14 protein-coding genes are annotated in these 13,877 nt (G+C 59.6%); 1 reads left to right on the plus strand and 13 read right to left on the minus strand.

The features are described from left to right. The 8 genes from greA to H8S34_RS02330 form a co-directional block, all read right to left on the minus strand. On the minus strand, window positions 1-480 hold the full coding sequence (gene greA / locus H8S34_RS02295) for a transcription elongation factor GreA (RefSeq protein WP_101693853.1): 480 nt from the start codon (window positions 478-480) through the stop codon (window positions 1-3). Between the two features lie 114 nt (window positions 481-594). Continuing rightward, complete coding sequence (locus H8S34_RS02300; RefSeq protein WP_101693854.1) at window positions 595-1,317, minus strand: hypothetical protein; 723 nt, start codon at window positions 1,315-1,317, stop codon at window positions 595-597. A gap of 40 nt (window positions 1,318-1,357) precedes the next feature. Continuing rightward, entirely contained in the window at window positions 1,358-2,542 is a 1,185-nt protein-coding gene (locus tag H8S34_RS02305) for a S41 family peptidase (RefSeq protein WP_186962917.1), read from the minus strand. Window positions 2,543-2,621: 79 nt separating this feature from the next. Further along, complete coding sequence (locus H8S34_RS02310) at window positions 2,622-3,890, minus strand: murein hydrolase activator EnvC family protein (RefSeq protein WP_243207876.1); 1,269 nt, start codon at window positions 3,888-3,890, stop codon at window positions 2,622-2,624. 19 nt (window positions 3,891-3,909) lie between these two features. Continuing rightward, window positions 3,910-4,797 carry a permease-like cell division protein FtsX gene (gene ftsX, locus H8S34_RS02315; RefSeq protein ID WP_101693858.1) on the minus strand — a complete coding sequence of 296 codons (888 nt, stop codon included), beginning with the start codon at window positions 4,795-4,797 and terminating at the stop codon, window positions 3,910-3,912. Further along, entirely contained in the window at window positions 4,784-5,473 is a 690-nt protein-coding gene (gene ftsE, locus H8S34_RS02320; protein ID WP_101693859.1) for a cell division ATP-binding protein FtsE, read from the minus strand. Before ftsE ends, ftsX begins: the two co-directional genes overlap by 14 nt. A gap of 157 nt (window positions 5,474-5,630) precedes the next feature. Then, window positions 5,631-6,722, minus strand: a complete 1,092-nt coding sequence (locus H8S34_RS02325) for a PucR family transcriptional regulator (protein ID WP_186962918.1) — start codon at window positions 6,720-6,722, stop codon at window positions 5,631-5,633. A 152-nt stretch (window positions 6,723-6,874) separates the two neighbouring features. After that, window positions 6,875-7,612, minus strand: a complete 738-nt coding sequence (locus H8S34_RS02330) for a pseudouridine synthase (protein ID WP_186962919.1) — start codon at window positions 7,610-7,612, stop codon at window positions 6,875-6,877. Window positions 7,613-7,732: 120 nt separating this feature from the next. Here H8S34_RS02330 and H8S34_RS02335 point away from each other — a divergent pair, with 120 nt between their 5' ends. Next, window positions 7,733-8,209 carry a DUF4830 domain-containing protein gene (locus H8S34_RS02335; RefSeq protein WP_101693862.1) on the plus strand — a complete coding sequence of 159 codons (477 nt, stop codon included), beginning with the start codon at window positions 7,733-7,735 and terminating at the stop codon, window positions 8,207-8,209. Between the two features lie 47 nt (window positions 8,210-8,256). Here H8S34_RS02335 and H8S34_RS02340 read toward each other — a convergent pair whose 3' ends face one another. The 5 genes from H8S34_RS02340 to rpsG all read right to left on the minus strand — a co-directional run bounded on the left by H8S34_RS02340 (window position 8,257) and on the right by rpsG (window position 13,864). Next, complete coding sequence (locus H8S34_RS02340; RefSeq protein WP_186962920.1) at window positions 8,257-8,859, minus strand: hypothetical protein; 603 nt, start codon at window positions 8,857-8,859, stop codon at window positions 8,257-8,259. A gap of 4 nt (window positions 8,860-8,863) precedes the next feature. After that, the gene (locus H8S34_RS02345) at window positions 8,864-9,802 is read right to left on the minus strand and encodes a mechanosensitive ion channel family protein (RefSeq protein WP_186962921.1); all 939 of its coding nucleotides are present in this window, start codon (window positions 9,800-9,802) and stop codon (window positions 8,864-8,866) included. Window positions 9,803-9,963: 161 nt separating this feature from the next. After that, window positions 9,964-11,163, minus strand: a complete 1,200-nt coding sequence (gene tuf, locus H8S34_RS02350; RefSeq protein WP_186962922.1) for an elongation factor Tu — start codon at window positions 11,161-11,163, stop codon at window positions 9,964-9,966. A 106-nt stretch (window positions 11,164-11,269) separates the two neighbouring features. Next, window positions 11,270-13,378 carry an elongation factor G gene (fusA, locus tag H8S34_RS02355; RefSeq protein WP_101693866.1) on the minus strand — a complete coding sequence of 703 codons (2,109 nt, stop codon included), beginning with the start codon at window positions 13,376-13,378 and terminating at the stop codon, window positions 11,270-11,272. 15 nt (window positions 13,379-13,393) lie between these two features. Next, a complete protein-coding gene (rpsG, locus tag H8S34_RS02360) occupies window positions 13,394-13,864 on the minus strand; it encodes a 30S ribosomal protein S7 (RefSeq protein ID WP_180956904.1) in 471 nt (156 codons plus the stop codon). Window positions 13,865-13,877: the final 13 nt, after the last annotated feature.

The following is a 13,877-nucleotide window of genomic DNA, read 5'->3' on the forward strand; positions in this document are numbered from 1 at the left end:
TTATGCCTTCTGAATGTTCAGGATCTTATAGTACAGGGTGCCGGCGGGGGCCTCCACCTCCACCTCGTCGCCCACGGCCTTGCCCAGCAGCGCCTTGCCGAAGGGGGAGTCCTCGGAGATCAGGCCGTTCATGGGGTCGGCCTCCTGAGAGCCCACCACCTCATACTGGACCTCTTCCTCAAACTCCTTGTCCAGCACCGTGATGCGGCTGCCCAGCCGGACCATGGTGGTGTCGTCGCTGTGCTCGTCCTCAATGACGATGCAGTTGGCCAGGATGTTCTCCACCTCCGCAATGCGGGAGTAGAGCTTGCCCTGCTCGTTTTTCGCCTCGTCGTACTCGCTGTTCTCGGACAGGTCGCCGAAGGAGCGGGCCTCCTTGATCTGATCGGCCACTTCCTTCTCACGCACCGTCTTGAGATAATTGAGCTCCTCTTTCAGCTTTTCAAAGCGCTCGGGGCTCAGCTTATATTCTTTTGCCATTGCCGTGCACACCTTTCTTTTCGCCGGAAATATGAGAAATGAGCCGTCTCCGGCTCGCAGTCCTCCAGACTATCATTTTGTGTTTATACATTATATGTAGTTTGTCCGGTCCTGTCAAGTCATTTGCGCCGCCGCACTGGAAGATATTTCTATGTCCTCCAGCGCAAGCCGCCCCTCTTCCCAGAGCAGCGCCGCAAAGGCGTGTACCTCCACTTCATCCGGTATCGGACGCACGGGATGGAGTTCCAGTCCGCCCAGGGAGAACCCGGGGGCGCACAGCACCAGATCCTCCGGTCCGGTCTCCCCCTCCGGCGGCGTGAACCAGAGGCGCACCTGGGCGCCCCTTCCGTTCTCCAGCACCGGGATGCCGTACTCCCGCTCCAGCCACTGGGCCAGCTCCCGTCCCTCCTCGCCCGCCCGGATCACCAGACGGCGGACCCGGGGGACCAGGGTGCAGGCCGCGTCAAAGAGGCTCCGGTCCACCCGGCTGCCCAGAAGGACCACCGTGGCCCCGGTCTCCGGGACCCCGTGCTCCGCCAGGTAGGTCCCCGCCAGCCGGGCGGCCAGGGCCTGGCAGAGCCCGCCGGGGTCCACCGCCTGCAAGCCGCTCTCGTGCAAAAGGTCCCAGAGCGGGAAGCCCGGCGGCGTGAGGCAGCGGCGGCAGCCCGCTTTCCGCAGAAGCTGCGCGCCCCGCTTCACCCGCCGGTTCCGGGCCGCGGGGGAGAGCGCGGCGGGCGCGGGTATACCGGCACGGCATACCCGCAGTCCTTCCAGGCGCACCTCTTCCACGGTACTTCTCCAGCCCCGCCGCTCTTCCAGGACCATCCAACCGATCATACCCTCACCTCAGAGGGAGGGTATGCAGCAAAATCTCATCTTATGCCGCGATCCCCAGCAGCTCCAGAGCCGCCTGGAACTGCTCGTCTTCCGCCAGAGGCAGCACCCCGGCCGTGAACTCGGCCTGATCCTCCTCGGAAAGGGCGATCTCCCGGTCCAGGTGCAGTCCGGTTCCGATGAGGCTCACACCGTTGCCGGTAAAATACTCAGCGGTGGAGATCCCCAGAGCGCCCCCGTTGAGCAGGGGAAAGAGCTGCTGGGAGTACCCCTTTCCGCTGGTGGGGGTCCCGATCACTACGGCCGCCCCCTCCTCCTGGAGCTCGGCGGCAAAGATCTCCGCCGCGCTGTATGTATTCTCATTGACCAGCACCGCCATGGGGAGGTCCACACATGCCGCGTCCGATTCATAGATCTTTTCCGCGCCGGTGTGGCTGCGGGTCTGGAAGATGGGGCCCTCCGGCAGCAGGAAATCCAGCATGGGAATGAGCTCATCCAGATAGCCGCCTCCGTTGTCCCGCATATCAAAGACCAGCGCGGTGGCCCCCTGGCTCTGAAGGTCGGTGACGGCCTCCTTCACCCGGTCGGCGCTTCCCGCAAAGAAGTTGGAGAGCTTGACATAGCCCACGCCGTTCTCCAGGTACTCGTAGGAGACCGGGTCGGTCTGGATGCTCTTGCGCACCAGCTCCACCTCCCGACGGTTCCCATCGAAGCCCTGGACGGTGAGACGGACGGTGCTCCCCTCTTCTCCCGCGATGCGGTCGGGGGCCTCATACCGCGCCTCTCCGGCAATATCCTCGCCGTCCACCGCGGTGATGATCTCGCCCTCGACCAGCCCCGCCTCTTCGGCTGAGCCGCCCGGCACCACGGCGCGGATGGTCAGTCCCGCTTCGCTGGTGTAGTCCACGGTGACGCCGATGCCCACATAGACATTGGCCCGGCGCTCCTGCTCGGCCTGGTATGCCTCCTCGTCCAGATAATAGGACCAGCGGTCTCCCAGGCCCTCGATCATGCCGGACAGGGCCTGATCGGTCACCTCCTCCGTCTTCTCCCCCACGAACTGGGTCTTGACCAGCGTGATCCCCTGGAGCAGGGAGAGTCCATCCCGTCCCAGCACCAGCCATACCGCGCATCCCAGCCCGATCAGCGTCACCACCAGCGTGACGGCAGCCGTACCGATGAGAGCGCCCACGCCAAAGCGTTTTTTCTGCTTTCTTCTTTCTTCCATAGCGGACCTCCTTGCCGGATGAAACAGAGGGGAGCGCGGATCCCGCGCTCCCCTCCTTCGTGCTCTATTCTATGACAGCTTACCAGTTATATGCGCGTACAAACGAGTTATACAGTCCCGGGAAGCACTTCTCCGGGTCGGTCCGGGTGTAGTTGACCCGGATCTCCAGATGCAGATGGTTTCCGGTGGAGGAACCCGTGGTCCCCACATAGCCGATGACCTGTCCCTGGCTCACCATCTGTCCCTCGGACACCGCCCGGCTGCTCATGTGGGCATAGAGGGTGGAGTTGCCGTTGCCGTGGTCGATGACCACATAGTTTCCGTAGGAACTGTGATAGGCCGACGTGACCACCTGTCCGCCCTTGCAGGCCTTGATGGCCGTGCCGCCGGGCGCCGGGATGTCAATGCCGGTGTGGCTCTGGGGCCGATGGGTGATGGGATGGATCCGGTAGCCAAAGGCAGAAGTGAGCTTATAGTAGCCGGGCAGGGGCCACAGATAGTCGCCGCCCGGGTCCAGAACGATGTTGTTCTGCTTGCGCTCTTCCTCCAGCTTCTTCTGCTTGGCCACGATCTCCTTCTGGATCTCAGCGGCCGCCGCGCTCTCAGCCTCCAGCTGACGGTTGACCTCAGCGGCGTCGGCGTTGATCTGATCCAGCAGTGCCTGGGCCTCGGCCACCTTCTGCTTCTGCTCGGCCTTTTTGGCCTCCTGCTCTGCTTTCTTGGCCTCCTGCTCGGCGCGGGCCGTCTCCAGATCGGCCTTGAGGGTCTCGATCTGCTTACGGGTGGCCACCAGCTCGTCCATGACGGCCTGGTCATAGCTCATGATCTCATCGACCATGTTGATCCGGTCCAGCAGATCGGTAAAGTCCTCCGCTTGGAAGATGATGGACCAGTAGGAGACATTTCCGCCCTCCTCCATGGCCCGCACCCGCTGGCAGAAGAGCTCGTACTGGGCCTCTTCCCGGGCCACAGCCTCCACCCGCTCGGCTTCCTTCTGGGCGATCTCGCCGTCATAATAGGTGATCTGGTTCTGGATGTTGGTCAGCTCCGTGTTGATGGCCTCCAGCTGCTGCTGAAGGATGTTCCGCTTGGCCCGGGCATCCGCCTGATCGTTCTTGAGGTCGTTCAGCTCCTGCTTGAGCTCCTCCTGGCGGTCTTTGGAGGCCTGCTGCTCCTGCTTGAGCTTGTCGATCTCCGACTGGCTCACTGCGCCGGCCGTGCCGCTGACGATCATGCTGACCATGGGCAGAATCATCAGCGCCGCCATCAGCAGCGCAAGCCCTGCCACCACCACGCGGTGAACGCCCCACTTCTCCTTTTCCGGTTTCTTTCTTGTCTGCTTCGCCATAGACATATTACTCCTTGTATTAAACCTGAAGGAACTTACGAATCGCCATCAAGCTTCCTCCCACACCGATCACAAAACCGGTGCCCAGGAAGACGCCCAGCACCATCATGGCCATCTGCTCAAAGGGCAGAATGGTGATGAGCTGCATGGTGTCCGACGCATTGATGGCCTTTCCGATGAGGGTATACACGCCCCACTGGATGAGGTAGGCCAGCAGCGCGCCCACCAGTCCCAGGATCAATCCCTCAAACACAAAGGGCCAGCGCACAAATCCGTTGGTGGCGCCGCACATCTTCATGATGGCGATCTCCTCCCGGCGGTTGAAGGTGGCCAGCTTGATGGTGTTGGTGATGATGAAGAGAGAGACCAGCAGCAAAATGGCCACCAGAATCACCGCCACGCCGCTTGCCACGTTGCGCACCACGGTGAAGCCCTCCGCAACCTCATAGGCCGCGCTGGTCTCCGCCACGCCGGTAATCCCCTTCACCTGCTCCACCGTCTGTCGAAGCTGGTTGAGATCGTTCACATGGATCCGGAAGCGGTCCCGCAGCACCGTATCGGGCAGGCTCTCAAAGAGTTCGGTCTCCTCCTGCTTGGCGGCAAATTCCTCTTTGGCCTGCCCCCGGCTCATAAATTCTGCCGACGCCACATTGGGTATCGCCAGAATCTGTTCCTCCAGGGCACGGGCCTGTTCCTCGGTGTAGGTCTCGTCGATGTAGGCCAGAAACTCATTCTGTTTCTCGAAGTCCCCCAGCATATTGTCCAGGTTGACCGCCACCAGAGAGAAGGAACCCATGATCAGCAGACAGCAGATGATCATACACACCGCCGCAAAGGACATCAGTCCATGGGTAAAGATGCTCTGAAAGCCCTCTACAAAAAAGTAACCAATATTAAATCGTCTCATTGTCGTAATACCCGCCCATTCCGTCGCTGATGATCCGTCCGTTTTCGATGGCGATCACCCGCTTGGCAAAGCGGTTGACCAGCTCCTTCTCATGGGTGACCACCAGCACGGTGGTGCCAAGCTCATTGATCTTCTCCAGCAGCATCATGATCTCCAGTGAGCGCTGGGGGTCCAGGTTTCCCGTGGGCTCGTCCGCGATGATCATGCTGGGATTGTTGACCAGCGCCCGGGCGATGGCCACGCGCTGCTGTTCGCCGCCCGAGAGCTCATCCGGCCGCCGGTCGGCTTTGGTGTCCAGTCCCACCAGCTCCAGCACGTAGGCGATGCGCTTCTTGATCTCCCGGGGGGAGGCGCCCACGGCCCGCATGGCAAAGACCAGATTGTCGTAGATACTCTTCTTCTCGATCAGGCGGAAGTCCTGAAAGATAACGCCCAGAGTCCGGCGCATATAGGGCACCTGTCTGGGCCGGATGGTGTTCAGGTTATAGCCGTTGACCATGAGACGTCCATCGGTGGGGGCCACCTCCGCCGTGATCAGCTTGATGATGGTGGACTTTCCCGAACCGGAGGGGCCGACCAGAAAGACAAATTCCCCGTCGTCAATGCGCATGGAAATGCCCTTCAATGCCTTGGTCCCATTGTCATAGGCCTTATAGATATCGATAAAACGAATCATAACTACCTCTTTTATGTAAAGGAACTGTATAAGAAGAATGCAGAATACAGAGTGCTCCTGTGTTTCTGTATTCTGCATCGTTCCATATCCGGCTCTGCCGGTATTGCCGCGGATCCCGGGCGCTGTCACGCCGCAGCGGTCCGCAGACTTCTCATGCTCAGTTGTCGATGCCGCGGGAGATGAGGTACTTCTTGACCATCAGGGCCACCTTGAAGGTGATGGCGTCGTCGAACTCCCGCAGGTCCAGACCGGTGAGCTTCTTGATCTTCTCCAGGCGGTAGACCTGGGTATTCCGGTGGACGAAGAGCTTCCGGGCGGTCTCGGACACGTTCAGGTTGTTCTCAAAGAACTTGTTGATGGTAAAGAGTGTCTCCTGATCCAGCGCGTCAATGGGATTCTTCTTAAAGACCTCCTGCAGGAACATCTCACACAGGGTGGTGGGCAGCTGATAAATCAGGCGGCCGATCCCCAGGTTCTCATAGTTGATGATGGACTTCTCAGTGTCAAAGACCTTGCCCACCTCGATGGCCACCTGGGCCTCCTTGTAGGCGCGGGCCAGATCCCGGATGTGCCCCACGATGGTGCCGATACCGATGACCACCTTGATGTTGAGCTCCTCGGTGATGGCCTCTTCCACCTGCTTGGCGATCTTGTAGAGGTCCTTGCCCTCGGTCCCCTCGTTGAGCTGCTTGATGAGGGCCACGTCGGTCTCGCTGATGGAGAGCACAAAGTCGGTCTGCTTGTCGGGGAAGAGATTCTGCACCACGTCAATGGCGGCCACATCATTGCTCTCCACCTGACGGATCAGGAACACGGCCCGGGGCAGCTCGGAGACAAAATGAAGCTCCTTGGCCCGGACATAGATATCGCCCAGAAGAATGTTGTCCGAAATAATATTCTTGATAAAAGTCGCCTTGTCGTGCTTTTCCTCATAATAGGTCTTGGCGCCATTGAGGGCCACCACCGCCATGGAGCACACCAGCTTTGCCTCGGCGTCATCTCCACGGACAAAGGCGGCATAGTCAAACTGGGAGCCCCAGCCGGTCAGGGTCTTGAAGGTGCGGCCCTCATAGGCCACGGCGTTGCCCTCACCACTGTTGACCGCCTCTACCACACCAGGCCAACGCTCGCCAATGCAGGTAAGCTCGTTGCAGGCGACCACCGTTCCCTCGGAGTCGATCACGCCGATGGCCCGGTCCGTGCTGTCCTTCATTTGGAGAACGACGCTTTGAAAAATCCTGCTAGACATTTACAATGCCCCCCTAAACTTTGTACTTGCGTTGGGAACCCTTCTCAAAAATTCACACGCATTTCTACCATTTCACTCATATGGAACTATTATAGCGGCTTTTTTTTCTCTTTTCAATAGGTTGTGTAAAGTTTTTTGTGGAAAATGCCGAACTACAGCGTTTCCTTTCTGCCCGCGCGGGGCCCATGCTCCCGCAGTGCCTGTACTTCCTCCGCTGACAGAGGGCGCCACTGTCCCTTCTCCAGCGACGGGTCAAGCACCAGAGGCCCCATGGTCAGGCGCTTGAGATAGACCACCGGCTTCCCCCGATCCTCCAGCATCCGCTTGATCTGGTGGTACTTTCCCTCCCGCAGGGTGACGATCCCCTCATCCGGGCGCTCCAGACGCTCCAGACCGGCGGGCAGGCATTCCAGTCCATCCTCCAGCTTCATCCCGGCGGCAAAGGCGGCGCAGTCCTCCTGATTCAGGACCCCGTCAACCCGCACAAAGTAGGTCTTGTCCACATGCTTGCGCGGGGAGAGCAGATCGTGGGCCAGGGCCCCGTCATTGGTCAGCAGCAGCAGTCCCTCCGTATCCCGGTCCAGCCGCCCGGCCGGAAAGAGCCCAATCCGCTTCAGGTGGGGCGGCAGCAGATCCAGCACGGTCTTCTGCCGTGGGTCCTCGGTGGCAGAGACCACCCCTCCCGGCTTGTGCAGCATGAGATAGGTATACTTCTCCCCGGAGACCGGGAGGCCGTCCACTTCCAGCACCAGCCCCTCCCGGTCGTATTTTTCCTCCGCAGAGCGCGCCTTGCTTCCATTCACCGTCACCCGGCCGGCGCGCACCAGCTCTTTGACCTCCCGCCGGGACCAGCGTCCCGTGCCAGAGAGGATCTTATCCAGTCGTTCCATGTTCCTTGCTCCGTTTCTTCCATCGCCTTCCGGCGCGAGATCCAATCGGTGCTATTGTATCATATTTTTTTCCGGGTGCACATATCCATAGAGACAAAGAATGGAAAGGAGCGTTGCGCTGTGTTTATTTGGACGACTCGGCTCAGCCGGGGGCGCATCGTCGCCGGCGTTGCGGCCGCCGTGCTGATCTGCGGCTGTGTGCTGACAGGTGTGGCGGCTTTGCAGACACAGGATGCGGAGGCCTCCGCCACGGTCAGCGGCAAGGGGATCAAAACCAACGAGGATCGGATCGCCTATCTGGCCTCCTATGGCTGGGAGGTCTCCCCCGAGCCCATCTCGGTGGAGGAACTGCAGATCCCGGAAGAATTTGACGACACATACACCCAATATCTGGATCTTCAGGCACAACAGGGCTTTGACCTGACCAAATACCGCGGAAAGCGGGTCAAACGCTATACGTATGCCGTCACCAACTACCCAACGGGAGAGAGCGGTGTTCAGGCCGGTCTGCTCCTCTATCGAAACACCGTGATCGGCGGGGACGTATTGTCCAACGCACTGGGCGGCTTTATCCACGGTCTGACCATGCCCACCTGAAAAATCCCATAAAAAATGTTCCAGGAACGAGTTCCTGGAACATTTTTCTATTCCACCGCAAGGGTCTTCATGCTCAAAAAGAGGAATTTGACGTACATTCCCATGGCCGTCAGCAGCAGCACATTGGCCAGGATGGTCACAAAGCGCATGACGCCGGCCGGCGTGGGCAGCAGGCTCAGCACATAGCTGAAGACCGCCACAGCGGTTACGATGATATAGAGCAGCGCCGCCTGCTCTCCCTGTGCCGCCAGGCCGTCCGCTCTCCGCTCCATCAGCTGTCCGCACGTGGCCCGGCAGCAGAAGCGGACCACCAGACAGACCAGGATCTGTGCGATGCAGCTGAGGAGGAGCACCAGTACCGGAAGGATCTCAAGGGTGATCATCACTCCCAAAATGGAGGCCGCGATCGAACCGGCAAAGACCACAACCACATTGGCAATGGAAAAGTGGAAAGCCAGCTGATAGGACCCGTCAACACTGCGCAGGGTGTACAGCCCCGCCAGCGTCATCGCCATGCATCCCAGGCTCAAAAATCCGGAGAAGAACAGCTGGCTCAATCCCACCAGATTGGCCAGGCCCAGCAGGAGCTGAAGCCCTTCCGCCGCCAGCAGCAGCTGCAATCCCTGGTTCAGGGCGCGATTTTTTGTCATGTGATTATGAACTCCTTTCCGATCCGCTCTTCCCCTCCAGCACGTGGAGGTTGAAGTGCGGATAGGTCAAATCAATCCCCGCGCGGTCAAAGGCCGCACGTACCTGCTCCAGCAGGTCAAAATAGAGAGACCAGTAATCCTCCGTCCGGCACCAGACCCGCACCGTATATTCCACCGAGCTGTCCCGGAAGGCCGACAGGCGCACAAAGGGCTCCGGATCGGAGAGCGCCATCGGATGGGCATCGATCACACCCCGAATGGCCCCGATCACCGCCTCCGTGGTGTCATCATAGGAGGTATTGAAGGTCAGATCCACCCGGCGGTTCTCCTGAGCGTTATAATTGACGATCTTGGCCGCCGAGATCTCACTGTTGGGCACAAAAATGATCTTGTTATCCACCGTCACCAGCTTGGTGTGGGACATGCTGATCTCCGCCACCGTTCCGCTGACGCTGTTGGTCTCGATGTAGTCCCCCACTTTAAAGGGCTTGGACAGCAGGACCTGGATCCCTCCCGCCAGATTGGACAAGCTCCCCTGTACGGCCAGGGAAATGGCAAGGCCTACCACGCTCAACACCGCCACCAGAGAGGTCACGTCGATGTTCAGGGCGCTGGCCACAATCAGCGCAAACAGGAACCAGAGCAGGATGTTCACACTGGTCCGCAAAAAGGTATGCAGGCTCTTTTCGATCTTCCCGCGCTCCAAAATCCGATTCAGAAAATGCTGGATCACCTTGATCACGGCAAGACAGCATACGATCAGGAGTGCCAAGGAGATCAGCCTTGCAGGGGTCAGTCCGGTAAAATCCTTCAGGATGGGCGCCAGTCCGGTGGAATCAACCACTTCATTGATCACATCGGTGACGGAACTTCCTGCGGTATCCAAAATCTCATCCACCGGTCCAGCGGTTGCACTGGGCGATGGAATGGGTGTAGCAGACATCTGATTCGACTCCTTTCCAAAGACTCATAATCTGATTTCCAGGAAACACAGTGTATCATAATTTGATGGAAAGGGCAAGTTTCTGTCAAAGTCTGTCCACCTAGCCGCCCCATAAAAAAGAGCGGCGGTCCCTAAGGACCGCCGCTCTGAAAGAGCTTAAATTACTCCTCGATGTCGATGACGACGCCGGAACCAACGGTACGGCCGCCCTCGCGGATAGCGAAGCGCAGGCCCTTCTCGATGGCGATGGGGGTGATCAGCTCGACCTTCATGTCGACGTTATCGCCGGGCATGCACATCTCGGTGCCCTCGGGCAGGGTGATGACGCCGGTCACGTCGGTGGTACGGAAGTAGAACTGAGGACGATAGTTGTTGAAGAAGGGGGTGTGACGGCCGCCCTCGTCCTTGCTCAGGACGTACACCTGGCCCACGAACTTGGTGTGGGGGTGAATGGAGCCGGGCTTGCACAGAACCTGACCGCGCTCGATGTCGGTCTTGGCAATGCCGCGCAGCAGGGTGCCGATGTTGTCGCCAGCCTCAGCGTAGTCCAGCAGCTTGCGGAACATCTCGATGCCGGTAACGGTGGTCTTCTTCTTCTCGTCGGACAGACCCACGATCTCGACTTCCTCGCCCATCTTGATCTGGCCACGCTCAACACGGCCAGTGGCCACGGTGCCGCGGCCGGTGATGGTGAAGACGTCCTCGACGGGCATCAGGAAGGGCAGGTCAGCCTTACGGTCAGGAGTGGGGATGTAGCTGTCGACAGCGTCCATCAGCTCCTTGATGCAGTTGTAGTCGGGATCGTCCACGCCGCCCTCGCAGGTCAGAGCGTTCAGAGCGGAACCCTTGATGACGGGGATGTCATCGCCGGGGAACTCGTAGCTGGACAGGGTCTCGCGGACCTCCATCTCAACCAGCTCCAGCAGCTCCTCGTCGTCGACCTGGTCGCACTTGTTCAGGAACACGACCATGGCGGGCACGCCGACCTGACGGGCCAGCAGGATGTGCTCCTTGGTCTGAGCCATGGGGCCGTCGGTAGCAGCGATAACCAGGATAGCGCCGTCCATCTGGGCAGCACCGGTGATCATGTTCTTGATATAGTCGGCGTGGCCCGGGCAGTCAACGTGAGCATAGTGACGAGCGTCAGTCTCGTACTCAACGTGAGCGGTGTTGATGGTGATGCCGCGCTCGCGCTCCTCGGGAGCCTTATCGATGCTGGAGTAGTCCTCGTACTGAGCCTGACCCTTCAGAGCCAGGTACTTGGTGATGGCGGCGGTCAGGGTGGTCTTGCCGTGGTCAACGTGGCCGATGGTGCCGATGTTGACATGGGGCTTAGTGCGCTCAAACTTCTGCTTAGCCATGTTTGATATCCTCCTTAAATTCAAATCAAATACATTGAAAAAGATGGGATGATGATGCTATTTTATCCTAGGAATGGATAAAATGCAACCTCATTTTTAGACCTGCTTACTCAGCGTCCTTGCGGCCGCGCTCAGCAATGATCTTCTCAGCAATGCTCTTGGGAATCTCCACATAGCTGTGAGGCTCCATGGAGTACTGGCCGCGGCCCTGAGTGGAAGAACGCAGGTCCGTAGCGTAGCCGAACATGCTGGCCAGAGGCACCAGGGCATCCACCTGGGTGGCGCCGGGACGGCTCTCCTGACCCTGGATCATGCCGCGGCGGCTGGTCAGGTCGCCGATCACGTTGCCCAGATACTCGTCGGGCACGATGACGGAAACCTTCATCACAGGCTCCAGCAGCACGGCGTCAGCCTTGCGGCAGGCCTCCTTGAAGGCCATGGAACCGGCGATCTTAAACGCCATTTCAGAGGAGTCGACCTCGTGGTAGGAGCCGAAGGTCAGGTGGACCTTCACGTCCACAACGGGGTAACCGGCCAGGATACCCGCCTGCATGGCGCCCTGGATACCGGCGTCGACCGCGGGGATATACTCCTTGGGGATGACGCCGCCGGTGATCTCGTTGAGGAACTCGTAACCCTTGCCGGGCTCGTTGGGCTCGATCTTGATGCGGACGTGACCGTACTGGCCCTTACCGCCGGACTGACGGGCATACTTGGTATCCTGCTCGACAGACTTCTTGATGGTCTCCTTGTAGGCAACCTGGGGCGCGCCCACGTTGGCCTCGACCTTGAACTCGCGGAGCAGACGGTCGACGATGATCTCCAGGTGGAGCTCGCCCATGCCGGCGATGATGGTCTGACCGGTCTCCTCATCGGTGTAGGTCTTAAAGGTGGGGTCCTCTTCGGCCAGCTTCACCAGCGCCAGGCCCATCTTCTCCTGACCAGCCTTGGTCTTGGGCTCGATGGCGACGCGGATAACGGGCTCGGGGAACTCCATGGACTCCAGAATGATGGGAGCCTTCTCATCGCAGAGGGTATCACCGGTGGTGGTGTTCTTCAGACCCACGGCGGCGGCAATGTCGCCGGAGTACACAACCTCGATGTCCTCGCGGTGGTTGGCGTGCATCTGCAGGATGCGGCCGATGCGCTCCTTCTGCTTCTTGGTGGAGTTGAGCACGGAAGAACCGGTGCTCAGAGTACCGGAGTACACACGGAAGAAGGACAGACGGCCCACATAGGGGTCAGTCATGATCTTGAAGGCCAGCGCGGAGAAGGGGGCGGAGTCGTCGGCGGGACGCTCGTCCTCTTCCTCGGTGTCGGGATCCACGCCCTTGATGGCGGGGATGTCCAGGGGGGAGGGCATGAAGTCGACGATGGCGTCGAGCAGCTTCTGCACACCCTTGTTCTTGTAAGAAGTACCACAGGTCACGGGAACCAGCAGGTTCTCGATGGTGCCGTGGCGCAGGGCAGCGCGGATCTTCTCCACGGGGACGGGCTGCTCCTCCAGGGCCAGCTCCATGATCTCGTCGTCGATGTCAGCGACAGCGTCGATGAGCTTGGTGCGGTACTCCTGAGCCAGCTCCAGCATGTCAGCGGGGATCTCCTCCACGCGCATATCCTTGCCCAGATCATCGTAGTAGATGTCGGCGTTCATCTCCACCAGGTCGATGATGCCCTTGAAGGTATCCTCGGAGCCAATGGGGAGCTGAATGGGCACGGCGTTACACTTGAGGCGGTCGTGGATCATGTTCAGCACGTTGTAGAAGTCAGCGCCCATGATGTCCATCTTATTGACGTAGATCATGCGGGGGACCTTGTAGTGGTCGGCCTGACGCCACACAGTCTCAGACTGGGGCTCAACGCCGCCCTTGGCGCACATAACGGTCACAGAGCCGTCCAGCACGCGCAGGGAGCGCTCCACCTCGACGGTGAAGTCCACGTGACCCGGAGTATCAATGATGTTGATACGGGTCTGGGGGAACTGATCCTTGGAACCCTTCCAGTAGCAGGTGGTAGCAGCGGAGGTGATGGTGATGCCGCGCTCCTGCTCCTGAGCCATCCAGTCCATGGTGGCGGTACCATCATGGGTCTCACCGATCTTGTAGTTAACACCGGTGTAGAACAGGATGCGCTCGGTGGTAGTGGTCTTACCGGCATCGATGTGAGCCATGATGCCGATGTTGCGGGTATTTTCCAGGGTAACCTTTCTAGCCATATGCTGTTACCCTCCTTACCAGCGGTAGTGAGCGAAGGCCTTGTTGGACTCGGCCATCTTGTGGGTGTCCTCGCGCTTCTTGACAGCGGAACCCAGGTTGTTGGCGGCGTCCATGATCTCGCCAGCCAGACGCTCCTTCATGGTCTTCTCGCTGCGGGCGCGGGAGTAATTGGTCAGCCAGCGCAGACCAAGGGTCTGACGGCGCTCGGGACGAACCTCGATGGGCACCTGATAGGTGGCGCCGCCGACACGACGGGCCTTGACCTCCAGGGACGGCATGATGTTCTCCAGAGCGGCAGTGAAGACCTCCAGAGGATCCTTCTCGGTCTTCTCCTTGATGATATCGAAAGCGCTGTAGACCACCTTCTGGGCCACGCCCTTCTTGCCATCCAGCATGATGCTGTTGACGAGCTTGGTCACCAGGACGGAGTTATAAAGCGGATCAGGCAGAACCTCCCGCTTGGGTACATTACCTCTTCTGGGCACTTTGCTTCCCTCC

This window comes from Pseudoflavonifractor hominis (assembly GCF_014288125.1).
GTDB lineage: Bacteria > Bacillota > Clostridia > Oscillospirales > Oscillospiraceae > Pseudoflavonifractor_A > Pseudoflavonifractor_A gallinarum.